Origin of the sequence: Deinococcus sp. NW-56, assembly GCF_002953415.1 — a bacterium.
Taxonomy (GTDB): Bacteria; Deinococcota; Deinococci; order Deinococcales; family Deinococcaceae; genus Deinococcus.
Genome location: NZ_CP026517.1, coordinates 46010 through 69494 on the forward strand (window position 1 = coordinate 46010; position 23485 = coordinate 69494).

A 23485-nucleotide genomic window follows, 5' to 3' on the forward strand; every position below is an offset into this window, starting at 1 on the left:
CCCAGCGCCAGAAAGATCAGGGGGTTCTCCCGGCGCACCAGCAGGTGGTCGCTCGCGGGCGCCTCCAGCGTGAAGCGGAAGCGGGGCGCACTCGCGTAGGAGGGACCCTCGAAACGGGCGACCAGCCGCGCAGAACCCTAGCGGGTTCAAAACTATGCAGATCTATGAATATACCTACGAAAGAACACAGGAGCTTCACCGCCCTGTCGATCAACGCTGCCAGTTGTCTAGCGCGGGTCTTGCGTACGGAGCACACATGGACAACTGAAGGGCGTGCGTATACACGCTTTGTATGATTTAACTCCGCAGCGCCTGGCGCCGACCGGAGAGGAGTGCCTGATGGACCATGACACGATGCATCACCCCACGCCTCAGGAGAGAGCAGCGCTCAGCCAGCAGGGCCTGTACCGTCAAGACCAGGAGCACGACGCTTGCGGGGTCGGCTTTATCGCCCACCTGAAGGGCAACAAGTCCCACGGCATCATCACGCAGGGGCTGGGGATTCTGGAGAACCTCGATCACCGGGGGGCCGTCGGCGCCGACGAGCTGATGGGCGACGGGGCGGGCATCCTGATTCAGATTCCCGACGAGTTCTACCGGGCCGAGATGGCGAAGCAGGGTGTGACTTTGCCCCGCCCCGGCGACTACGGCGTGGGCATGATCTTCCTGCCCAAGGAACACGCCTCCCGCCTGGCCTGCGAGCAGGAACTGGAGCGTGCAATCCGGGCCGAGGGGCAGGTGCTCCTCGGCTGGCGTGACGTGCCGGTGGGCCGCGAGATGCCCATGTCCCCGGCGGTGCGGGACAAGGAACCCGTCATCCGCCAGGTGTTCATCGGCCACGGGTCCGACACCCTGGTGCCCGACGCGCTGGAGCGCAAGCTGTACGTGATCCGCAAGCGGGCGTCGCTGGCGATCCTGCGGCTGAAGCTCACCCACGGGCGGGAATACTACGTGCCCTCCATGTCCTGCCGCACGGTGATCTACAAGGGGCTTTTGCTGGCCGGGCAGGTCGGGGAGTACTACCTGGACCTTCAGGATGAGCGGGTGGTATCGGCCCTGGCGCTCGTTCACCAGCGCTTCTCGACGAATACCTTCCCCGAGTGGTACCTCGCGCACCCCTACCGCATGGTCGCGCACAACGGCGAGATCAACACCGTCAAGGGCAACTTCAACTGGATGCGGGCACGCGAGGGCGTGATGAAGTCCCCGGTGCTGGGGGACGACCTCCAGAAGCTCTACCCCATCAGCCTGCGGGGGCAGTCGGACACGGCGACCTTCGACAACGCGCTGGAACTGCTGACGATGGCGGGCTATCCCCTCGCCCACGCCGCGATGATGCTGATTCCCGAGGCGTGGGAGGGGCACACCGGCATGGACGAGCGCCGCCGCGCCTTTTACGAGTATCACGCCGCGATGATGGAGCCCTGGGACGGCCCCGCCGCGATGGTGTTCACCGACGGGCGGCAGATCGGCGCCACCCTCGACCGCAACGGCCTGCGCCCCGCCCGGTACATCGTGACGCGGGACGACCTGGTGATCCTCGCCTCGGAGACGGGCGTGCTGCCGGTCCCCGAGCACAGGATCGTGAAGAAGTGGCGCCTGCAACCAGGGCGGATGTTCCTCCTCGACCTCGACGAGGGGCGCATTCTCGACGACGAAGAGCTGAAGTCGCGCTACGCCTCGGCCAAGCCCTACCGGCAGTGGATCGACAACGTGCGCGTTGAGCTGGGGAACCTCGCTCCTGATGCGGAGGCGCCCACCTTCCGCGAAACGCTGCTCGACCGCCAGCAGGCCTTCGGGTACACGCAGGAGGACCTGAAGTTTCTGCTTGGCCCCCTGGCTGCCGCCGGGGAAGAGGGCGTCGGCTCGATGGGGAACGACTCGCCGCTGGCGGTGCTCTCCAGCCGCAACAAGCCGCTGTACAACTACTTCCGGCAACTGTTCGCGCAGGTCACGAACCCGCCCATCGACCCCATCCGCGAGCAGGTTGTCATGTCGCTGGTGTCCTTTATCGGGCCGAAGCCGAACCTGCTCGACATCAACGCGGTCAATCCCCCGATGCGGCTGGAGGTTTCACAGCCCGTCCTCGACTTCGCGGACATGGCGCGGCTGCGCTCCATCGGGGAGCAGACGGGGGGCAAGTTCCGGCCCTTTGAGCTGAACATCTGTTATCCGGCGGCCTGGGGCCGTGAGGGCATCGAAGCCACCCTCGCCTCACTGCGGGCGCAGGCCGTAGACGCCGTCCGCGAGGGGCACAACATCCTGATTCTGACCGACCGGGCGATGGACCGCGAGCACGTCGCCATCCCCGCGCCGCTCGCGCTGTCCGCCGTTCACCAGCACCTCGTTCATCAAGGGCTGCGGACGACGGCGGGCCTGGTCGTGGAGACGGGCTCGGCGCGAGAGGTCCACCACTTCGCGGTCCTCGCCGGGTACGGGGCGGAAGCGATTCATCCTTACCTTGCGCTGGAGACGCTGGCGGACCTGTACCGGGATGCGCCGAGCGGCGTGACGCCGGAAAAGGCCGCCCTCAACTACATCAAGGGCGTGGGCAAGGGCCTCTCGAAGATTATGTCCAAGATGGGCATCAGCACGTACATGTCGTACTGCGGCGCCCAGATTTTCGAGGCCATCGGTCTGAGCGAGGACTTGGTGACGAAGTACTTCCGGGGCACCTCCACCCAGGTCGGCGGCATCGGCGTGTTCGAGGTGGCGGAGGAGGCGCTGAGGCTGCACCGGGCGGCCTTCAGCGAGGACCCGTTCCTGGCGAACATGCTCGACCTCGGCGGCGAGTACGCCTGGCGGGCGCACGGCGAGGAGCACATGTGGACGCCGGACGCCATCGCCAAGCTCCAGCACGCGACACGCTCGGGCAAGGTCGAGACGTACCGTGAATACGCGCAGATCATCAACGACCAGTCGCGGCGGCACATGACCCTGCGTGGCCTGTTCGAGCTGAAGGCGGACCCGGAGAAGGCGATCCCGCTGGAGGAAGTCGAGCCCGCCTCCGAGATCGTCAAACGCTTCGCCACGGGCGCCATGTCCCTCGGCTCCATCTCCACAGAGGCGCACACTACCCTCGCCGTCGCGATGAACCGCATCGGTGGCAAGTCGAACACGGGCGAGGGGGGCGAGGACCCGGCGCGGTACCGCAGGGAGATGGAAGGCGGGACGATCACGGCGGGGACCCGGCTGAGGGACATTCTTGGCGAAGGCCGGGTGGAGGCTCCGGCAGACTACGCGCTTCAGGACGGCGATTCCCTGCGTTCCAAGATCAAGCAGGTCGCCTCGGGACGCTTCGGCGTCACCACCGAATACCTCGTCTCCGCCGATCAAATCCAGATCAAGATGGCGCAGGGGGCCAAGCCGGGCGAGGGCGGGCAGCTTCCGGGCGGCAAGGTCAGCGAGTACATCGGGATGCTGCGCCACTCGGTGCCCGGCGTGGGCCTGATCTCCCCTCCCCCGCACCACGACATCTACTCCATCGAGGACCTCGCGCAGCTTATCCACGACCTCAAGAACGTGAATCCGCAGGCCGACATTTCGGTGAAGCTGGTGTCGGAAGTCGGCGTGGGGACGATTGCGGCCGGTGTGGCGAAGGCGAAGGCCGACCATGTGGTCATCGCGGGGCACGACGGCGGCACGGGCGCCTCGCCGTGGTCCTCCATCAAGCACGCGGGCTCCCCGTGGGAACTGGGGCTGGCGGAGACGCAGCAGACGCTGGTGCTCAACCGCCTGCGGGGCCGCATCCGCGTGCAGGCGGACGGACAGATGAAGACCGGGCGCGACGTGGTGATCGGCGCCCTGCTGGGAGCAGACGAGTTCGGCTTCGCCACCGCGCCGCTCGTGGCGGAAGGCTGCATCATGATGCGGAAGTGCCACCTGAACACCTGTCCGGTGGGCGTGGCGACCCAGGACCCGGTGCTGCGGCAGAAGTTCGCGGGCAAACCCGAACACGTTATCAACTACTTCTTCTTCGTGGCGGAGGAGGTGCGCGAGCTGATGGCCTCGCTCGGTATTCGCCGCTTCGACGACCTGATCGGGCGCACGGACCTGCTCGACACCCGCACGGGCGTGGAGCACTGGAAGGCACGCGGCCTGGACTTCACCCGCGTCTTCCACCAGCCCGCCGTGCCCGCCGAGGTGGCCCGCCGCCACGTGACCACGCAGGATCACGGCCTGGAGCGCGCCCTCGACGTGACCCTGATCGAGAAGTGCCGCCCCGCCATTGAGCGCGGCGAGAAGGTCAAGGTGCTGGAGGCCGCCCGCAACGTCAACCGCACGGTGGGCGCGATGCTCTCCGGAGAGCTGGTCCGCCGCCGCCCGGACGGCCTGCCCGACGACACGGTCTTCATCCAGATGGAGGGGAACGGGGGCCAGAGCTTCGGCGCCTTCCTGGCGAGCGGGATCACCCTCTACCTGATCGGGGATGCGAACGACTACACCGGCAAGGGCCTCTCGGGCGGGCGGGTCGTGGTGCGGCCCTCCATCGACTTCCGGGGGGACGCCACGAAGAACATCATCGTGGGAAACACGGTGCTGTACGGCGCGACCTCGGGCGAGGCGTTTTTCCGGGGGGTGGCGGGCGAGCGCTTTGCGGTGCGCCTCTCGGGGGCGACAGCGGTTGTCGAGGGTACAGGTGACCACGGCTGCGAGTACATGACGGGCGGCACGGTGGTCGTGCTGGGCCGCACCGGGCGCAACTTCGCGGCGGGCATGTCGGGTGGCATCGCCTACGTGTACGACGAGGACGGCACCTTCGCCAGCCGCTGCAACGCGGCGATGGTCTCCCTCGACCGGGTGGTGCCGGGCGCCGAGCAGGAGGCCACCATCGAGTGCCGCTTCTGGCACCGGGGGCAGACGGACGAGACGCAGCTCCGGGGGCTGATCGAGGAACACCACCGCTGGACGGGCTCGCTGCGCGCCCGCGAACTCCTCGACAACTGGGAGGAGGCGCTGCCACGGTTCGTCAAGGTCTTCCCCCGCGAGTACGAGCGGGCGCTGGGCGACCTGGGCAAGGACGCGGGGCATGGCCCGGCAGAGGTTGGTCAGCCCACCGGCCAGGGCGTCCTGACGAAGTGAAGCTGAGGAGCGACCATGGGAAAAGTCACCGGCTTTCTGGAATACCAGCGCGTCAAGGAGGCCTACGAGCCCATCGACGCGCGGCTAAGGAACTACAACGAGTTCGTCCACGAGCTGACCGTCGAGCAGTCGCGGGTGCAGGCGGCCCGCTGTATGGACTGCGGGATTCCGTTTTGCAACAACGGCTGCCCAGTGAACAACCTGATCCCCGACTGGAACGACCTCGTCTACCGGAATGACTGGCGCCGGGCCATCGACGCGCTGCACGCCACCAACAACTTTCCCGAGTTCACCGGGCGTATCTGCCCCGCTCCGTGCGAGGCCGCCTGCACGCTGAACCTCACGACGGACGAGCCGGTGGGCATTAAGTCCATTGAACGCGCGATCATCGACCACGCCTGGGAAGAGGGGTGGGTGGCTCCCCAGCCGCCGCCCTTCAAGACCGGGAAAAAGGTGGCAGTGATCGGCTCCGGCCCCGCCGGACTCGCCGCCGCCCAGCAACTCGCCCGCGCCGGACATGACGTGACGGTCTTCGAGAAGAACGACCGACCGGGCGGCCTGCTCAGATACGGCATTCCCGACTTCAAGCTGGAAAAGCACCTGATTGACCGCCGGGTGGGCCAAATGGAGGCCGAGGGCGTGACCTTCCGCACGGGCGTCCTGGTGGGCGAGTTGCCGGAGGGATCGAAGGTGACCAACCTCGCATGGGAGATGGTCAGCCCGGAGGAACTGCGTGCCGAGTTCGACGCCATCCTCCTCGCGGGCGGGGCCGAACAGCCGCGCGACCTGCCGGTGCCGGGACGGGATCTGGGGGGCGTCCACTTCGCCATGGAGTTCCTGCCTCAGCAGAACCGGGTGAACGCGGGTGACCGGGTGGAGGGGCAGATTCACGCCGGGGGCAAGCACGTCGTCGTGATCGGCGGCGGCGACACGGGCTCCGACTGCATGGGCACCTCGCATCGCCACGGCGCCGCGCACGTCACCCAGTTCGAGTTGCTCCCCATGCCCCCCGAGCACGAGAACAAGCCGCTGACCTGGCCCTACTGGCCGCACAAGCTCCGCACGTCGTCCAGCCACGAGGAGGGCGGCGAGCGCGAGTTCGCCATCGCCACCAAGGAATTTATCGGCGAGGACGGGCGCGTTACGGCCCTCAAGACCGTGCGCCTGGAGTGGCAGGGCGGCAAGATGACCGAGATTCCCGGCAGCGAGGAGCTTCTGAAAGCCGACCTCGTGCTGCTGGCGATGGGCTTTGTCAGCCCGGTGGGGAGCATCCTCGACGTGTTCGGCGTCGAGCGCGACCAGCGGGGCAACGCGAAGGCGGGGACGGACAAGGTGGGCGGCTACGTCACCAACGTGCCAGGCGTCTTCGCGGCAGGCGATATGCGCCGGGGTCAGTCCCTCGTCGTCTGGGCCATCCGCGAGGGGCGGCAGGCGGCGCGGGCCGTGGACGAGTTCCTGATGGGGACGAGCGAACTGCCGCGCTGAGCTTTCCGGGCGGAACGGAACGGTTCGTACCTGGGCCGCTCTGTTCCGAGTTGAACCGGCGGGTGAAGACCTCTCCCCTGGAGAGGTGTGCCCGCGTTGTGGAATGACTGAGGAAGGAGCCGAACCCTTCGCAGGTCAGGCTCCGGGGTTTGGCCGCATCCGGGACCATGACGGAGGGGCGACTGGGAGACCGGCCTGGCCCCTCCGTCATGGTTCTCGGTTAAGCCCCGACAGCTCCGAGCCTTCCCCCTTATCCGGAGCACCTGGGCACTGTCGCCCTTCTTGGCCGGGGGGTGATACGGTTTCCGTCCAATCCGTTATCAAACCGGGAGGGCGCCGGTTCGATAACTCCTTTTCCGGTAACCGTTTTGTTCCTTCTCGCTCTGCTGCGCAGCTTTACAAGTCCGCTCGGGCTGAACAGTTTTTGCAACTGATCAGCCGGAATTCGTATGATCGCCCTCTCCTGCAACACCAGCCCTACCGGGTCCAGTCTTCGAGCTGAATGCCTGGTACCCGTGCGAACTCACGGGTGTTGTTGGTCACGAGGGTCAGGCCGTGGGCCACCGCTGTGGCCGCGATCTGAACGTCCAGCGGACCGATGGGCTGCCCGGCCCTTTCCAGCTCAGCCCGGATGCGTCCATAGGTCTCTGTCACCTGCGAACCAAAGGGCACCACCACCAGTCGCGAGGCGAAGTCCAGCACGGCCGCGAGATTGTGCTCCACCCGCATGCTTTTGTAGACCCCGTGCAGCAGCTCGGCCTCGGTGACGGCGCTCAAGCCCACCTCGCCAGAATGCAGCCTGGCAAACCGCTCCCGCACGGCGGCGGGCTTGTTCTTGATGATGAAGATGCAGATGTTGGTGTCGAGGAGGTAACGGAGGGTCAAAAGGCTTCTCGCTCCTGGGATTCGCCCTGCTGACGGCCTTCCGGCAGGAAGTCGTCCCCGATCCCGGCCAACGCATCGAAGGCGGAGGCGAGGGTCGCCTCCCTCCGAATGGGCCTGAGGATCAGCAGATCACCGTGGCGGATGATCTCGACCTCGCGGACATCCAACCGCATCTCGCGGGGCAGACGGACGGCCTGGGAGTTGCCACTCCGAAAGACTTTGGCTGTGGTCATGGTCTGCCTCCGTATCTACCAAAGAGTATATACCCCCAAAGCCGAATGAACTCCCGAACTTCCGAAGTCAAGGTTGTTGCGGGCCTTGTTCACCCTGTTCCATCTCTTGAACACCGGGCCGTGCGCTCTCCCGCCGACAGGTCCATCGTGATCGGCTAAAGGCCCAGGCCTGTCCACCCGGACCCGCCCTACGCTCCGCTCATGACCTGCACGTTTTCCAGCACGGCGTCCGTGAAGGCGCCCGTGCTCGCGCGGCCCCCCAGGTCGGCGGTCGGCCCGGCCCGCAAGGCCCGCGCCACCGCGCCCTCGATGTGGTTGGCGGCCGCCGGGCGATTCAGCCCGTGGCGCAGCAGCATGGCCGCGCTCAGGATCGCGGCGGCAGGGTTCGCCACCCCCTGTCCGGCGATGTCGGGGGCCGAGCCGTGGATCGGTTCGAACAGCCCCGCCCCGTCCCCCAGGCTGGCCGAGGGCATCAGCCCCAGGCTGCCCGGAATCACCGCCGCGAGATCCGAGAGGATGTCCCCGAACAGGTTCTCGGTCAGGACCACGTCGTAGCGGCCGGGGTTGGACACCAGCAGCATCGCCACGCTGTCCACGTACTCGTGGTTCAGCGAGAGGTCGCGGTACTTGCGGTCGTGGACGTCCTGCACCGCGCTGCGCCACAGCTCGGAGACCTCCAGCACGTTGGCCTTGTCCACCGAGGTCACCCGGCCCCGCCGCTGCGCCGCCGCCCAGAAGGCCACCCGCGCCACCCGCTCGACCTCGGCCCGCGTGTAGCGCATGGTGTTGTGGGCCGCGTCGCCGTCCAGCCGCCGGTCCCCGTCGAAGTAGAGGCCGCCCAGCAGCTCGCGCACGATCAGGATGTCCACCCCGCGTGCCAGCTCGGGCTTCAGCGGCGAGAGGTGCTCCAGCCCCGGCAGCACCCGCACCGGGCGCAGGTTGGCGTAACAGCCCATCAAGCGCCGCAGCGCGAGCAGGCCGGACTCGGGGCGCTGCGGGCGCGGCAGGCTGTTCCAGGGCGAGTCCTGCGCCCCGCCCACGGTGCCCAGCAGCACGGCGTCGGCCTCCCGCACGGCCTCGCGGGTCGCGGCGGGAAAGGGGTCGCCCGTCTGCTCGATGGCCGCCCCCCCGATGAGATGCTCCTCGATGGTCAGGTCGGGCGCGACCTCGCGCAGCACCTGCACGGCGGCGGCGGTGACCTCGGGGCCGATCCCGTCTCCGGGCAGCGTGACGATCTTAGGCATGGGGGTCCTCCTGGGGGGTGGGGGTTCCGGGGTGGCCGTGTCCGGCCTCGGTGCTGGGGGTGTTCAGGGTTCCGGCGGCCACCGCGTCCTGCTCGCGCATGTACTCCAGCCAGCCGCCCGCCCGCTGCACGTCCAGCGCGAACTGGGGCACGGGCACGAAGCTGAGCCGCTGCCCACTGCGGGCATTGGTGATCGTGCCGCCCGCGAGGTCGAGGTCGGCCTCGTCGCCGTCCTGAAAGGCCTCCACGATGCCCGCGCATTCCAGCGCCAGGAAGCCGTTGTTGATCGCGTTGCGGTAGAAGATGCGGGCGAAGTTGGGCGCGATCACGGCCCCCACCCCGGCTCCACGCAGCGCCCAGACGGCGTGCTCGCGGCTGGAACCGCACCCGAAATCGGCCCCGGCCACGACGATGTCGCCGGGCTGCACCCGCCGCACGAAGCTGGGGTCGTAGTCCTCCATCGCGTAGCGGGCCAGTTCACTCTCCACGTCGCTGGTGAGGTGCCGCGCGGGGATGATCTCGTCGGTGTTGATGTGGTCGCGGGCGAAGACATGGACTCTGGGCATCACGCCACCTCCACGCGGGGCAGCCCCGCGTACTCGCGCGGGTCCGAGATCACACCTGCCACTGCGCTTGCCGCCACCGTCGCGGGCGAGGCGAGGTAGATCTGCGCCGAGGGGTCGCCCATCCTTCCGACGAAGTTGCGGTTGGAGCTGGAGATGCACACGTCGTCCGGTCCCAGCACGCCCGAGTGCATCCCCAGGCAGGCGCCGCAGCTCGGATAGCTCACGCTGGCGCCCGCCTCCACGAAGACCTCCAGCAGCCCCTCCTGCGCCGCCTGCTTCCAGATCGCCTGGGTGGCGGGGACCACGATCATCTGTACGCCGTCCGCGACCCGCCGCCCCCGCAGGATGTGGGCCACCTCGCGCAGGTCGCTGATGCGCCCGTTCGTGCAGCTCCCGACGTAGGCGTGCGTGACCGGGATGCGGTCGCTGCCCGCCACGCGGCCGTTGCTGGGAATGTGCGGGTAGGCGACCGTCGGCTCGACCTGCGAGGCGTCCAGCTCGATCACGACCTTGTACGGCGCGTCCGGGTCGGAGGCGTACTCGGTGTACCCGTCGGGCGTGACGCCCCGCGCGGCGAGGTAGGCCCGCGTCGTGTCGTCCACCGCGATGATCCCGGTCTTGCCGCCCGCCTCGATCGCCATGTTCGTCAGGGTGAAGCGGCCCTCCATGTCCATGCGGTCGATGGTGTCCCCGGCCCACTCCATCACGAGGTAGTTCGCGCCATCCGCGCCGATGCGCCGGATGACCTCCAGCACGAGGTCTTTGGGCGTCACGCCCGGCTGCATCTCTCCCGTCACCCGGATCAGCATCGTTTCCGGCACCTTGAACCACACCCGGCCCGCGTAGATCGCGCCGGCGAGGTCGGTGCTGCCGACCCCGGTGGCAAAGGCCCCCAGCGCCCCGCCGTTGCAGGTGTGCGAGTCGCCGCTCACCAGCGTCTGTCCGGGCCGCAGCAGGCCGCTCCCCTCCAGCACCACGTGGGCGATTCCGCCACGCCCCACGTCGTAGAAGTGGCGGATGCCCTGTTCCTGCACCCAGGACTTGAGCTTCTGGTACATCTTGGCAGCCTTGATGTTCATGGCGGGGACCGAGTGGTCGGGAATCGCCACGATCTTTTCCGGGTCGAACACCCGGTTCATGCCGCGCTCCTCCAGCATTCGCAGGGCCGCCGGGGTGGTGATCTCGTGGCAGAGCACGAGGTCGGTCGCGCACTCGATCAGTTGCCCCGGAACCACAGCCGCGTGACCGCTGTGCGCCGCCAGAATCTTCTGTGCCATCGTCATGCCCATCTGGAAAGACCTCCTGCCGGGAGAAAAGGAAAAGCCCCCGGAGCCGTGTGGACTCCGGGGGCCGGTGGTGAACGCGGGTGCTCGCGCTCAGCGCCCCCACCGAAGAAGAAGCTGCCCGCTGGGGGCGCCTCCGCTGTGGCCGGGAACGGTGAACATGTGGGCAGCCTACCGGGGCGGGGACGGGGCCGGGGAGAGCCTGTCTGCTCAAGCCAGGGGGGCGGGGCACTACCGTCCGGCCGCTGCCTCCCGGCGCGGCAGCGCGGCGGCGACCCCTGGCCCCGTCCCGTCGTCCAGCACCGCCCCCCGGCTCCCACTGGTGACCAGCCGGGCATAGCGCTTGAGCCACCTTCCGGGAATGGGCTTGACGACGGGCTGCCACCCGGCACGGCGCCGCGCCAGTTCCTCGTCGGGGACGAGCAGGTCGAGCGTTCCGGCGTCCATATCCACCCGGATGCGGTCGCCGCTCACGACCAGGGCGATGGGACCGCCCGCGCTCGCTTCCGGCGAGACGTGGCCGATGGACCCCCCGCGCGTGGCCCCGCTGAAGCGGCCGTCGGTGAGCAGCAGGACGCTCTCGCCCAGGCCCATCCCGGCGAGGTTGGCCGTCGGAGAGAGCATCTCCTGCATTCCCGGCCCGCCCTGCGGCCCCTCGTAGCGGATCACGACGACGTGCCCGGCCTGCACCTCGCCCCCCAGGATGCCCGCGTTGGCGGCCTCCATGGAGTCGTAAACGATGGCTGGCCCCTCGAAGCGGCGCATGGCGGGCACCACGCCCGCGTACTTCACCACGCCCCCCTCCGGCGCAAGGTTGCCGAACAGCAGCCGCAGTCCCCCGGTGGCCGAGTAGGCCCGCTCCCAGGGCCGCACCACGTCGCCGTCGGGAGCGGGCGCCCCTTCCACGTTGGCTTCCAGCGGCTGCCCGGTCGCCGTCATGCAGCCCCGGTGCAAGATGCCGTCCCGCTGAAACAGTTCGCGCAGGATCACGCTGACGCCGCCCACCTCGTCGAGATCCTGAATGTGAAAGTCGCTGCTGGGCGCGATCTTGCACAGGTTCGCCACCCGGTCAGAGACCTCATTGAGCCGCTCCAGCGGGTACTCCACCCCGATCTCGTGCGCGATGGCGAGGGTATGCAGCACCGTGTTCGTCGATCCGCCCATCGCCATGTCGAGCGCAAAGGCGTTGTCGATGGCCTCGGCGGTCACGATCTGGCGGGGGGTGATGCCCCTGTCCAGCAACACGAGCAGTTGCCGCGCCGCCGCCCGCGCCAGCTCATGCCGCCGGGGGTCCGTCGCGGGAATGGTCCCGTTGCCCGGCAGGCTCATTCCCAGCGCCTCGCACAGGCAGTTCATCGAGTTGGCGGTGAACATCCCCGAGCAGCTCCCGCAGGTGGGGCAGGCCTGTTCTTCGAGCTCGCGCAGTTCGTCGGCGCCCATCCGGCCCGCCTGAAAGGCCCCCACCCCCTCGAACACCGAGGCGAGGTCTACCCGCCGCCCCGACTTCGTGAGGCCGCGCAGCATCGGCCCGCCGCTCACGAAGATGGTGGGGATGTCGCAGCGCATCGCGCCCATCAGCATCCCCGGCACGATCTTGTCGCAGTTGGGAATGCAGATCATCGCGTCGAACTGGTGGGCCTGCACGACCGTCTCCACCGAGTCCGCGATCAGTTCGCGGCTGGGCAGGCTGTACTTCATGCCCGCGTGGCCCATCGCGATGCCGTCGTCCACGCCGATGGTATTGAACTCGAAGGGAATGCCGCCCGCCTCCCGGACCGCCGCCTTGACCACCCGCCCGAACTCCTGAAGGTGCACGTGCCCCGGAATGATGTCGATATAGCTGTTGCACACGGCGATAAAGGGCTTGCCGAAATCGCTCTCGCGCTCGATCACCCCGGTCGCCCGCAACAGGCTGCGGTGCGGGGCGCGTTCGAAGCCCGACTTGATGGTGTCGCTGCGGCGTGCTGGCGCGGAGTCTCCCATAGACCACCCTAACGCGCGGGGCGGGGCGTGGACTGGCAGTTGATCAGACGGGTGATAACTTGGAGCGCCTTCCATGACCCGCGCCCGTGACCGCCGCTTCCTGCTCGCCTTCAGCGTGGGCTTTCCCGCCTTTTTCATGACGCTGGGGCTGCATGTGCTGGTCGGCTCCGCCTTGCCGGGCCTCACCGTGGGAGAGAGGATCGACAGCTTTCAGGCGGTGTCGGGTGGGCTGATCGGGACCGGAGCGGCTCTGCTGTTGCTCGCGCTGCGGCTCAGGCCGGAAAGCACGGGAAGGGCCGCCGTGCTGGGTGGGGCGTTAGGGGTACTGATCGGCGGCGTGGCGGCGTGGTTTCTGGTGCCGATCTACGTCTGACCGGATTCAGCATCAGCCATTCGGCGCTGCTCCGGACCTGACCCCCCTCCCTACACTGCCCCACTCGTCTAGGTCGCCGCCGCGCCCGGCCCCCGCCCGCGCCGTACGGTGCTGCTATGCCGCCGCGCACCGTGATCGCGCTTCTTCTTGGCTCCGGGGTTTCTGGAGGCTGAGCGTCCGCGCGTTCCCACAGAACACCCCGCCCCCGAGTCCGAGGGCGGGATTTTCCGTCTTGTCACAGGAGGAAACGATGAACGCCTGCACCCAGTCCCCCCCGTTCCGAGCCGGGAGCCCCCGGTGACCGGCCCCACGCCCAACGGCGCCCAGGCCCTCTGGCAGACGCTCGCCGCGCACGGGGTCGGGACCGTCTTCGGCTATCCCGGCGGCGCGATCATGCCGGTGTACGACGCGCTGACCCTCTTCCCGGACATCCGTCACATTCTCGCGCGGCATGAGCAGGGCGCGATCCACGCGGCCGAAGGCTGGGCCAAGGCGACCGGCGACCTTGGCGTGTGCCTGGCGACCAGCGGGCCGGGCGCCACCAATCTGGTCACCGGCCTGGCCGATGCGATGATGGACTCGGTGCCGCTGCTGGCGATCACCGGCAACGTGGCCCGGCACCTGATGGGCACCGACGCCTTTCAGGAGGCCGACATCACCGGGATCACCCTGCCGATCACCAAGCACAACTACGTGGTGCAGGACGCGGCCGAGTTGCCGCGCATCGTGGCCGAGGCGATCCGCATCGCCCGCTCGGGGCGCCCCGGCCCGGTGCTGGTGGACATTCCCAAGGACGTGCAGCTCGCGGCCTTCTCGGGCGAGGTCCACGGCCCGCACGCCCCGCCCGAGGCGCCCGCCCCCCTGCCCGAGGCGCTGGAAGCCGCCGCCGCGCTGCTGCGGGAGGCCCGCAAGCCCGTCCTGATGGTCGGCGGGGGTGCCCAGGGAGCCGCCGCCGAGGTCACCGCCTTCGCGCGGGCCTGGCGCCTCCCGACCATCACCACCCTGATGGGCCTGGGGGCCTTTCCCGCCTCCGATCCGCTGTGGCTGGGGATGCCGGGCATGCACGGCTCGGTCGCCGCCAACCGCGCGATCTCGGAGGCGGACGTGCTGGTCGGCATCGGCCTGCGCTTCGACGACCGGGTGACGGGGCGGGTGAAGGACTTTGCCTCGCACGCCAGCATCATCCATATCGACCTCGACGCCGCCGAGATCAGCAAGATCGTGCGGGCACATGTGCCGGTGCGTGCCGACGCGGGGCAGGCCGCCCGGCTGCTCACCGAACGGGCACAGCCCCTGAGCCATCCCGAGTGGACCGCTGCGCTGGCCGAGTGGCGCACGCGCGGCGAGCACCCCAGCCACTGGGGCGCGGCGCAGGCGGTGCGGCAGGTCGTCTCGCGTCTGGGGCCGGACGACATCCTCAGCACCGACGTGGGCCAGCACCAGATGCTCGCCGCGCAGCTCGCCCGCTTCCAGAAGCCCCGGCGCTGGCTGACCTCGGGTGGCCTGGGCACCATGGGCTTCGGCTTCCCGGCGGCCATTGGCGCGGCGCTGGCCGAACCCGGCGTGACCAGCATGGTGATCGCCGGGGACGGCGGCTTCCAGATGACCGCCCAGGAACTCGCCACCCTGACCAAGTACGGGATTCGCAACGTCAAGATCTGCGTCGTGAACAACTCCTACCTCGGCATGGTCCGCCAGTGGCAGGAACTCTTCCACGGGCGCCGCTACTCGGAGGTCTACCTGGGCGACTCCAATCCCGATTTCCTGAAGCTGGCGGACGCCTACGGGATTTCCGGCTGGCGGGCCGACAACTCGGCCGACCTGGAGGGCGCCCTCGACGCCTGGCTCGCGCACGACGGCAGCGCCCTCCTGGAAGTCGTGGTCCCGAACGAGCACGGCGTCTTCCCGATGGTGCCCGCCGGAGCGGCCCTGAGCGAGATGATCGAGACCGAACCCGTGCCGGGAGGCCCCGCATGACCGCCGACCAGCAGGCCGCGCCGCAGGACCATCTGGTCAGTGCACTGGTGCGCGACGAGCCGCGCGTGCTGACCCGCATCACGTCCCTCTTCGGCCGCCGCGCCTACAACATTCGCAGCCTGTCGGTGGGCAGCACCGAGCAGCCGGGGGTCAGCCGCATGACCTTCGTCGTGACCGGCGACCGCGCGATCGTCGAGCAGGCGATGAAACAGCTCGAAAAGCTGCACGACGTGCTGCATGTGATCGATCACAGCCTGGAGAAGTTCGTGGACCGCGAACTCGTCCTCGTGAAAGTCGCCATCACCCCCGAAAGCCGGGTGGAGGTCCGCCAGATCGCCGAGGACTTCCGCGCCCGCATCGTGGACGTGGGCCGCCGCGCCCTGACCTTCGAGGTGACGGGCGACGAGGGCAAGGTCACCGCCTTTATCGAGCAGATGCGGCCCTTCGGCATTCTGGAGACGATGCGAACCGGCCGGGTGGCCCTCACACGCGGCTCCAACGCCGATATTCCGGGCCACGTCTACCACGGCGAGAAGCGGGCACTGGGGCCTCTGCTGGCCTCCGCTGCCGAGGACTAGCGCGACTGTAGCCCCGCTGACTTGCGAAGACATTCATGACCTTTTTCTGTTTTTCCGGTCGGGGCGGGGAATGAATACTGGGGGCACCATGTCAGACACCACCGCTCAGAAGGTCGATTCCCGCCACTCGCCCAAGGGTCCAGACGGCCAGAAATACCTCGTCAGCGGCAAGTCCCTCTCCATGCGGCTGTGGGAGGACCAGCAGCCGGGCGGGGGTGACGAGCTGCACGCCCGCCCCTACGAGACCGTCGGTTTCGTGATCTCGGGCCGCGCCGAGCTGCACGTCGAGGGGTCGATGCTGCTGCTGGAACCCGGCAACTCGTGGGTCGTGCCCGAGGGCGCCCAGCACCGCTACCAGATCCTGGAGCCGTTCACCGCCGTCGAGGCCACCCACCCGCCCGCCCAGGTTCACGGCCGGGACGAGTAGGCCTGCCTAGCGGGGCAGGGGAGGGCCGAAAGAGGCACCCCTGCCCCGCTTCTTTGCGGCGCACCTCTCCTAGCCCACCCCCGCCCCCCGACCGCACTCTGTAGGACAATGCACGTATGGCCGCAACCATGTACTACGACCGCGACGTTGACCTCTCGCCCATCGAGGACAAACTGGTCGCGATTATCGGCTACGGCTCTCAGGCCCACGCCCACGCCCAGAACCTGCGCGACAGCGGCCTGAACGTGGTCGTCGGCCTGCGCGAGGGGTCCGCGAGCCGCGCCAAGGCCGAGCAGGCGGGCCTGCGCGTGGCGACCGTCGAGGACGCCACCCGCGAGGCGGACGTGGTCATGCTCCTGATTCCCGACGAGGCGCAGCCCGGCCTGTACGAGGCGAGCATCGCTCCTCACCTCACGCCCGGCAAGGCGCTCGCTTTCGGGCACGGCTTCAACGTCCACTTTGGGCGTATCACGCCGCCCGAGGGCGTGGACGTGTTTCTGGTCGCGCCCAAGGGGCCGGGGCACATGCTGCGGCGCATCTATGCCGACGGCGGCGGCATGCCCGGCATCTTCGCCGTCGCGCAGGACGCCAGCGGCGGCGCCCGTGCCCTGGCCCTGGCCTACGCACGCGGCATCGGCTGCACCCGCGCGGGCGTGCTCGAAACCACCTTTAAGGAGGAGACCGAGACCGACCTCTTCGGGGAGCAGTCGGTGTTGTGCGGCGGCGTTACCCACCTGATCCAGGCGGGCTTCGAGACGCTGGTGGAGGCCGGATACCAGCCCGAGATCGCCTATTTCGAGACGCTGCACGAGGTCAAGCTGATCGTGGACCTGATCTACGAGAAGGGCTTTTCAGGCATGCGCCACTCGATTTCCAACACCGCCGAATTCGGCGACTATGTGACCGGCCCGCGCATCATCACGGACGAGACCAAGGCCACCATGAAGGACGTGCTGACCGACATCCAGCAGGGCCGCTTCGCCGAGCGCTTCATCGAGGACGCCGAGGCCGGATTCCCGTACATGCGGGAGCAGCGCGGGAAGATGCGCGGCCACCTGCTGGAAACCGTGGGCGCCGAGCTGCGGGGCAAGATGCCCTTTATCGAGAAGAAGGAACTGGAAGTTTAATTTCCTCCCGTTCCGGCCGCCTGCCCATGGGTGAGGCGGCCTCTCGCCGTCCACGCTCGCGGAACGCTTCCGTTTTTGGGGGTGGTGCGGTCCAGGTGCAGAGCGCACACTCAGGCCATGAAGACCTCGCAGATTCTCAAAAAACTCCGTTCAGAACACCTCTTTCGCCGCCCTGCCCAGCCGCGCCTGAGCTGGGAGCGTGGGGGAGAGGAGATCACCAGCCGCGCCCTGGTCGTGACCGAGGAAGAGGTCCGCACCCATCACCGGCTGGAGGCGCAGACCACGGCCGAACGCTACGCGAACTGACCCCCTGACGCTGCCCGCCCAGCCTTCCGTCCCGAAGCTGGGCGGGCGCATTTCTGGCACCGTCCGTATACTGCGTCGGCCCGTGCAGACAACTCGCGCCCGCTGCGCGGCCTGACCCGTACAGTGACCTATGCCCATGTTCAGCGGCCTGCTTCTTCTTCCCGTTCCTCCGGTGGAGTGAGCGGCGGAAAGCAGCGCCCGCCCGGCCCCCGGAGGAAAGCCTCTCCGGGGGCTTTTTCTTTTTCCCCTCGCGCGACAGGAGACCCCATGACCCAGCAGTCCCAGCAAGGCCGCATCCGCATCTTCGACACCACCCTGCGCGACGGCGAACAGTCGCCCGGCGTGGCCCTGAACCACGGGCAGAAGCTGGAGATCGCCCACCAGCTCGCCCGGCTGGGCGTGGACGTGATCGAGGCCGGGTTTCCCATCGCGTCCCCCGGCGACCTCGAAGGCGTGTCGCGCATCGCCCGCGAGGTGCGGGGGCCGGTCATCGCCGGGCTGGCCCGCGCGGGCCGCGCCGATATCGAGGCGGCGGCGAGGGCGGTGGAGGCTGCCGATAAACCCCGGATTCACACCTTCATCGCCACCAGCCCGATCCACATGGCCCGCAAGCTGAACCTGGAGCCGGACGCGGTGGTCGAGCGGGCGGTGGAAGCGGTGCGGCTGGCCCGCTCCTTCGTGGACGATGTGGAGTTCAGCGCCGAGGACGCCACCCGCTCCGAGCGCGACTTCCTGGTCCGCATCTTCCGCGCGGTGGTGGAGGCCGGGGCGAGCACCATCAACGTGCCCGACACGGTGGGCTACACCACGCCCGCCGAGATGCGCGAGCTGTTCGCCTACCTGAAGGCCGAGCTGCCGGAACATGTCATTCTCTCGGCCCACTGCCACGACGACCTGGGAATGGCGGTGGCGAACTCCATCGCCGCCGCCGAGGGGGGCGCCCGGCAGATCGAATGCACCGTGAACGGCATCGGCGAGCGGGCCGGAAACGCCAGCCTGGAGGAGATCGTGATGGCCTTTCACACCCGTGGGGACGTGTACGGCTACGAGACCGGCATCCGCACCCGCGAGCTGTACCGCGCCTCCCGGCTGGTGAGCCGCCTGAGCGGGATGCCCGTGCAGCCCAACAAGGCCATCGTGGGCGACAACGCCTTTGCCCACGAGTCGGGCATCCATCAGGACGGGGTGCTGAAGGCCCGCGAGACCTACGAGATCATGCAGGCCGAACAGGTGGGCCGCGAGGCCGCCGTGCTGGTCATGGGCAAGCACTCGGGCCGCGCCGCCTTCCGCAAGGCGCTGACCGACCTGGGGTACGCGCTGGACGAGGAGCGCATGGGGCCGCTGTTCGCCCGCTTCAAGGACCTCGCCGACCGCAAGGGGCAGGTCTCCGCCGACGACCTGCGGGCGCTGGTGGACAGCCGCAGCGACGTGCCGCAGACCTTCGCGCTGGAGGGCTTCCAGATCACTTCCGGCATGAACATGACTCCGGTGGCCTTTGTGCGCCTGAAGACTCCCGATGGTTCCGCCGAGGCCACCGCGCACGGCGACGGCCCGGTCGAGGCGGCGTTTCAGGCCATCGGGCGCCTCACCGGGATCAGCCCGGTGCTGGAGAGCTACCGCATTCAGGCGGTCACGGGCGGCGGCGACGCGGTGGGCGAGGTCAGCATCGGCGCCCGCTACGGCGAGATCAGCCTCCACGGCACGGGGGTCGCCACCGACGTGGTCGAGGCCAGCGCCCGCGCCTGGCTGCGGATCGTGAATCAGGTCGTCGCTGGAATGGGCAAGAGCCGCCAGGTAACGCAGGCCTCGGTGTAGGGACTGGCCTCCGCCCCACTGAGCGGGGGTCAGCCCAGGCCCAGCGCCCGTGCCAGGTAGGGGGCCGTCCGGCTGCCGGGCACCCGCGTCACCTCCCCCGGCGTGCCCTCGACCACGACCCGCCCACCCGCCTCGCCCGCGCCGGGGCCGATGTCGATCACCCAGTCGCTGACGGTCACCACGCCCATATCGTGCTCGACGGCGATCACGGTGTGCCCGGCGTCCACCAGCCGCCCGAGCTGCCGGGTCAGCCGCTCCACGTCGGCGGGGTGCAGGCCGGTGGTGGGCTCGTCGAGGACATAGACCGCGTGGCCGCGCCCGGCCCGCTGCAACTCGGTCGCCAGCTTGATGCGCTGCGCCTCGCCACCCGAGAGCTCCGTCGCGGGCTGCCCCAGCCGCAGGTACCCCAGCCCCACCTCCCGCAGGGTGTCCAGCGCGCGGAAGACCGCCGCGTCGTCCCGGAAAAAGGCCCAGGCCGCGTCCACCGTCATCCCCAGCACGTCCGCGATGCTTTTCCCCCGGTACTCGACCTCCAGCGTCTGGGCGTTGTAGCGCGTGCCGTGGCACACCGGGCAGGGCGCGTACACGCTGGGGAGAAACAGCAGCTCGACCATCACCCAGCCCTCGCCCTGGCAGTGCTCGCAGCGCCCGCCCTTCACGTTGAAGGAGAATCGGCCCGCCCCATAGCCACGTTCCCGTGCAAGCGGCGTGGCGGCGAACAATTTGCGAACCTGGTCGAACAGCCCCGTGTACGTCGCCAGATTGCTGCGCGGCGTGCGGCCGATGGGCTTCTGGTCCACCCGGACGAGGCGCGAGACGGTGTCTACGTCGCCCCCGAGGCTGGCGGTGGTCGGCGCGGGGGCATCCTCGGTGTCCTCCTCCTCGTCCCCCTGGGCCAGGTTTTGCCCCAGCCGGGCCGCCAGCGTCTCGACGAGCACCTGACTCACCAACGTCGATTTGCCCGACCCCGACACCCCCGTCACGCTCGTCAGGACGCCCAGCGGAAAGCGCACGGACAGGCCCCGCAGGTTGTGGCGGGTCACGCCCGTCAGCTCCAGCCAGCCGAAGGGAGAGCGCGGGTCGTGCGGTTCGCGGGCCTCCTCCCGGAAGAGGTAGCGGGCCGTCTGGGACGCTTCCACCGCCCGCAACCCTTCCGGCGGCCCGCTGTAGAGAATCTCGCCGCCCCCCTCGCCCGCGCCCGGCCCCACGTCGACCAGCCAGTCGGCCCGCCGCACCACGTCGAGGTCGTGCTCGACCACGAACAGCGAGTTCCCGGCGGCCTTCAGCCCCGCCAGCGCCGCGAGCAGCGCCTCCGTGTCGGCGGGATGCAGCCCGGCGGAGGGTTCGTCGAGGACATACACCACGCCGAAGAGGTGCGAATAGAGCTGCGTGGCGAGGCGCAGCCGCTGAAGTTCCCCCGGCGAGAGGGTGGGCGTCGAGCGTTCGAGGTGCAGGTACCCCAGCCCCAGATTCAGCAGCACCTCCAGCCGCGCGACGAGGTCCCCGGCGAGGCGCTGCCGGGCGAGGGCCTGCTCGGGGTGGGCCTGCGCCTTGCTGCCGTGCTCCTGTTCCCCCGCGTAGGGCCGCAGAAGGTCGGCCACCTGCGCCAGCGGCAGCCGCGAGAACTCGGTGATGTCGTGCCCCGCGAAATGCACCGCCAGCGCCTCTGGCCGCAGCCGTTTGCCGTGACAGACCGGGCACTCCGTGGCGATCATGTACTCCTGCACCCGCCGCTTCATGGCCGCGCTCTCGGTATGGGCGAAGGTGTGCAGGACATGCCGCCGGGCGCTGGAAAAGGTGCCCATGTAGTCGGGAGGGTCCCCGCGCTTCACGGCTCGCCGCGTCTGCTCCGGGGTTCGGCCGGGGTAGACGGGCACGACGGGCTGCTCGTCGGTGAAGAGAATCCAGTCGCGTGTCTCCTGCGGCAGCTCGCGCCAGGGCACGTCCACGTCGATGCCCAGCGTGACGAGGATGTCGCGCTGATTCTGCCCCCCCCACGCCTGCGGCCACGCGGCGACCGCCCGCTCGCGGATGGTCAGCGAGGGGTCGGGCACCATCGAGGCCTCGGTCACCTCGTAGACGCGTCCCAACCCATGGCAATGCGGGCAGGCGCCTTCCGGCGTGTTGGGGGAAAAGCCCTCGGCATAGACGATGGGCTGCCCCTGGGGGTAGTCCCCGGCCCGCGAGTAGAGCATCCGCACCAGATTCGACAGGGTGGTCACGCTGCCCACCGAGGAGCGGGTGCTCGGCGCCCCGCGCTGCTGCTGGAGGGCCACCGCCGGGGGCAGCCCCTCGATGGCGTCCACGTCGGGCGCCCCCACCTGATGAAAGAGGCGCCGGGCGTAGGGCGACACCGACTCCAGGTACCGCCGCTGGGCCTCGGCATACAGCGTCCCGAAGGCCAGCGAGGACTTGCCAGAGCCGGACACCCCGGTAAACACCACCAGGGCGTCGCGCGGAATCCGCAGCGACACGTCCTTGAGGTTGTGTTCCCGCGCCCCACGCACCTCCACGAACCCGGAATCCTCGCGCGAGAAGGTCATCGCCCCGCAGTATGGAGAGCCTCCGGCGCGGGGGCGAGCGAGTCCCAAGGTTGGCTGAATCCGGCCTCGTGCCTGCTGCCTGCGTCCACCTTCCCAGAACCGTCCGGACAAGACCCGTGTCACGGCATCTCCTGCTCTCGCCTGGTGTTGTCTCCAAGGTGGTGATATAGGCCCAAGAGTGGCGCCGCCTATGCTCCTTGCTGTGACCTCCGTCCCGGCTTCCCTGCGCCGCGTCTATGACGCCTACCCGGCGGGGTTCTGGGTGCTGTGGTTCGGCACGATTCTCAACCGGGTGGGCGAGTTCGTGGTCCCGCTGCTGGGGTTTTACCTCACGGCCGAGCGGGGGCTGCCGGTGGCGCAGGTCAGCGTGATTCTGGCGATGCTGGGCGCCGGTCGCTTCCTGGCCGAGGGGTTCAGCGGGTCGCTCAGCGACCGGCGCGGCCCGGCCTTCACGATGACGCTGGCGCTGTCGGGCGGGGCGGTGATGCTGCTCGCGCTGTCTGCGGCGGGCAGCTTTTCCACGCTGGTGCTGGGCGTGCTGGGCTTTTCCCTGTTCTCCGCGATGTACAAACCGGCCTCCAGCGCGGCGGTCGCGGACCTCACGAGCGGGGCACAGCGGACGCGGGCCTACACGCTGCTGTACTGGGCGATCAATGTGGGCGCCTCGGTCGCGCCCGTGCTGGGCGGCTGGCTCGCCGGGCTGTCGTATCGGCTGCTGTTCTACCTCGACGCGGCGACAATGGCGGCCTATGCCCTGCTGATCGCCCTCTTCTTTCCCCGGCGGCCCCGCCCGGCCCCCGCACCGGGCTCGCGGCGACGGCTGCTGCCCCGCGACCGGCTGCTGGGGCTGTTCTGCCTGGCGACCCTGCTCTACAGCCTGACCTATCAGAGCTACAAGCTGCTCGCGCTGGTCTTCGCGCAGGAGGGCTACACGCCCGTGCAGTACGGGCAGCTTCTGGCCGTCAACGGAGCGCTGGTGATCCTGCTGGGGCTGCCCGTCGGCGGGTGGATCTCGCGCCGCAACCATCCGCGCTGGCAAGCGGTGGGGGCGGCGCTGCTGGGAGTGGGGTTCCTGGGGCACGCCTTTGCCACGGCGCTGTGGCAGCACCTGCTGGCGGTGGCGGTGTGGTCGGTCGGGGAAATCGTCGCCTACAGCATCAGCAAGACCATCATCAGCGAACTGGGGCGGCCGGAGCAGCGCGGCACCTATATCGGTCTGGTCGGCAGCATGAGCGGCCTCGCCACCCTGCTCGCGCCCCTGCTGGGGGGCCTGCTGCTCACGCGCCTGGGTCCACAGCCCATGTGGCTGGTGATCGCGGGCCTGGCCTTCGCCGGGGCCGCCCTGTACCTGTGGTTGGAGCGCGACGTGGAGGAGCGCCGGGCCAAGACGGCGGCGCTGGAGCAGGCCCCTCTGGCCGGGTGACGGGACGGAGCCGGGGCCGCCGTCTCCCTTCACCCGGCCCCAACCTGGGCCATCCGGCCTGTTGCGCTCTCATGTTCCGTCCGTCACCCTGGGGGAACCAGCCTCCGAGGCCGCCGCTCGCGCAGCCCACGCAGGGAGGCCGCCCTCCGGCGAGCC

At 69.1% G+C, this 23485-nt stretch carries 17 protein-coding genes; 10 read left to right on the forward strand and 7 right to left on the reverse strand.

From position 1 onward, the window contains the following. Positions 1–339 precede the first annotated feature (339 nt). Both C3K08_RS14120 and C3K08_RS14125 read left to right on the forward strand, forming a co-directional pair. Positions 340–5082 (forward strand): glutamate synthase-related protein, encoded by a 4743-nt coding sequence (locus C3K08_RS14120; RefSeq protein WP_234009252.1) that lies wholly within the window; start codon positions 340–342, stop codon positions 5080–5082. 15 nt (positions 5083–5097) lie between these two features. After that, positions 5098–6567, forward strand: a complete 1470-nt coding sequence (locus C3K08_RS14125) for a glutamate synthase subunit beta (RefSeq protein ID WP_104992129.1) — start codon at positions 5098–5100, stop codon at positions 6565–6567. Positions 6568–7044: 477 nt separating this feature from the next. On the opposite strand, the gene C3K08_RS14130 is transcribed toward C3K08_RS14125, so the two are convergent. The 6 genes from C3K08_RS14130 to ilvD form a co-directional block, all read right to left on the reverse strand. Next, positions 7045–7452 (reverse strand): type II toxin-antitoxin system VapC family toxin, encoded by a 408-nt coding sequence (locus tag C3K08_RS14130; protein WP_104992130.1) that lies wholly within the window; start codon positions 7450–7452, stop codon positions 7045–7047. Beyond that, a complete protein-coding gene (locus tag C3K08_RS14135; protein ID WP_104992131.1) occupies positions 7449–7685 on the reverse strand; it encodes an antitoxin in 237 nt (78 codons plus the stop codon). Before C3K08_RS14135 ends, C3K08_RS14130 begins: the two co-directional genes overlap by 4 nt. A gap of 188 nt (positions 7686–7873) precedes the next feature. Further along, positions 7874–8929, reverse strand: coding sequence for a 3-isopropylmalate dehydrogenase (leuB, locus tag C3K08_RS14140; protein WP_104992132.1), 1056 nt, complete (start codon positions 8927–8929; stop codon positions 7874–7876). Beyond that, positions 8922–9494: a 3-isopropylmalate dehydratase small subunit gene (locus C3K08_RS14145; RefSeq protein ID WP_104992133.1), complete on the reverse strand. Its 573-nt coding sequence runs from the start codon at positions 9492–9494 to the stop codon at positions 8922–8924. Before C3K08_RS14145 ends, leuB begins: the two co-directional genes overlap by 8 nt. After that, positions 9494–10783: a 3-isopropylmalate dehydratase large subunit gene (locus C3K08_RS14150; protein WP_104992134.1), complete on the reverse strand. Its 1290-nt coding sequence runs from the start codon at positions 10781–10783 to the stop codon at positions 9494–9496. Before C3K08_RS14150 ends, C3K08_RS14145 begins: the two co-directional genes overlap by 1 nt. 225 nt (positions 10784–11008) lie before the next feature. After that, entirely contained in the window at positions 11009–12760 is a 1752-nt protein-coding gene (ilvD, locus tag C3K08_RS14155) for a dihydroxy-acid dehydratase (RefSeq protein ID WP_104992135.1), read from the reverse strand. 73 nt (positions 12761–12833) lie between these two features. Between ilvD and C3K08_RS14160 the strand changes: the two genes are divergently transcribed. The 7 genes from C3K08_RS14160 to C3K08_RS14190 all read left to right on the forward strand — a co-directional run bounded on the left by C3K08_RS14160 (position 12834) and on the right by C3K08_RS14190 (position 19363). Continuing rightward, a complete protein-coding gene (locus C3K08_RS14160) occupies positions 12834–13133 on the forward strand; it encodes a hypothetical protein (protein ID WP_104992136.1) in 300 nt (99 codons plus the stop codon). Between the two features lie 297 nt (positions 13134–13430). After that, positions 13431–15110, forward strand: coding sequence for a biosynthetic-type acetolactate synthase large subunit (gene ilvB, locus C3K08_RS14165; RefSeq protein ID WP_104992137.1), 1680 nt, complete (start codon positions 13431–13433; stop codon positions 15108–15110). After that, positions 15107–15688 carry an acetolactate synthase small subunit gene (gene ilvN, locus C3K08_RS14170; RefSeq protein ID WP_199777058.1) on the forward strand — a complete coding sequence of 194 codons (582 nt, stop codon included), beginning with the start codon at positions 15107–15109 and terminating at the stop codon, positions 15686–15688. The genes ilvB and ilvN overlap by 4 nt, the downstream gene beginning before the upstream one ends. Before the next feature lie 88 nt (positions 15689–15776). Continuing rightward, entirely contained in the window at positions 15777–16115 is a 339-nt protein-coding gene (locus C3K08_RS14175) for a cupin domain-containing protein (protein ID WP_104992386.1), read from the forward strand. A gap of 116 nt (positions 16116–16231) precedes the next feature. Continuing rightward, complete coding sequence (gene ilvC / locus C3K08_RS14180) at positions 16232–17242, forward strand: ketol-acid reductoisomerase (protein ID WP_104992138.1); 1011 nt, start codon at positions 16232–16234, stop codon at positions 17240–17242. 117 nt (positions 17243–17359) lie between these two features. After that, positions 17360–17548, forward strand: a complete 189-nt coding sequence (locus C3K08_RS14185) for a hypothetical protein (protein ID WP_104992139.1) — start codon at positions 17360–17362, stop codon at positions 17546–17548. Positions 17549–17815: 267 nt separating this feature from the next. Beyond that, positions 17816–19363: a 2-isopropylmalate synthase gene (locus tag C3K08_RS14190; RefSeq protein ID WP_104992140.1), complete on the forward strand. Its 1548-nt coding sequence runs from the start codon at positions 17816–17818 to the stop codon at positions 19361–19363. A gap of 29 nt (positions 19364–19392) precedes the next feature. Here C3K08_RS14190 and uvrA read toward each other — a convergent pair whose 3' ends face one another. Beyond that, on the reverse strand, positions 19393–21906 hold the full coding sequence (gene uvrA / locus C3K08_RS14195; RefSeq protein ID WP_104992141.1) for an excinuclease ABC subunit UvrA: 2514 nt from the start codon (positions 21904–21906) through the stop codon (positions 19393–19395). Positions 21907–22108: 202 nt separating this feature from the next. On the opposite strand from uvrA, the gene C3K08_RS14200 reads away from it, so the two are divergent. Continuing rightward, positions 22109–23329 carry an MFS transporter gene (locus C3K08_RS14200; RefSeq protein WP_104992142.1) on the forward strand — a complete coding sequence of 407 codons (1221 nt, stop codon included), beginning with the start codon at positions 22109–22111 and terminating at the stop codon, positions 23327–23329. Positions 23330–23485 lie beyond the last annotated feature (156 nt).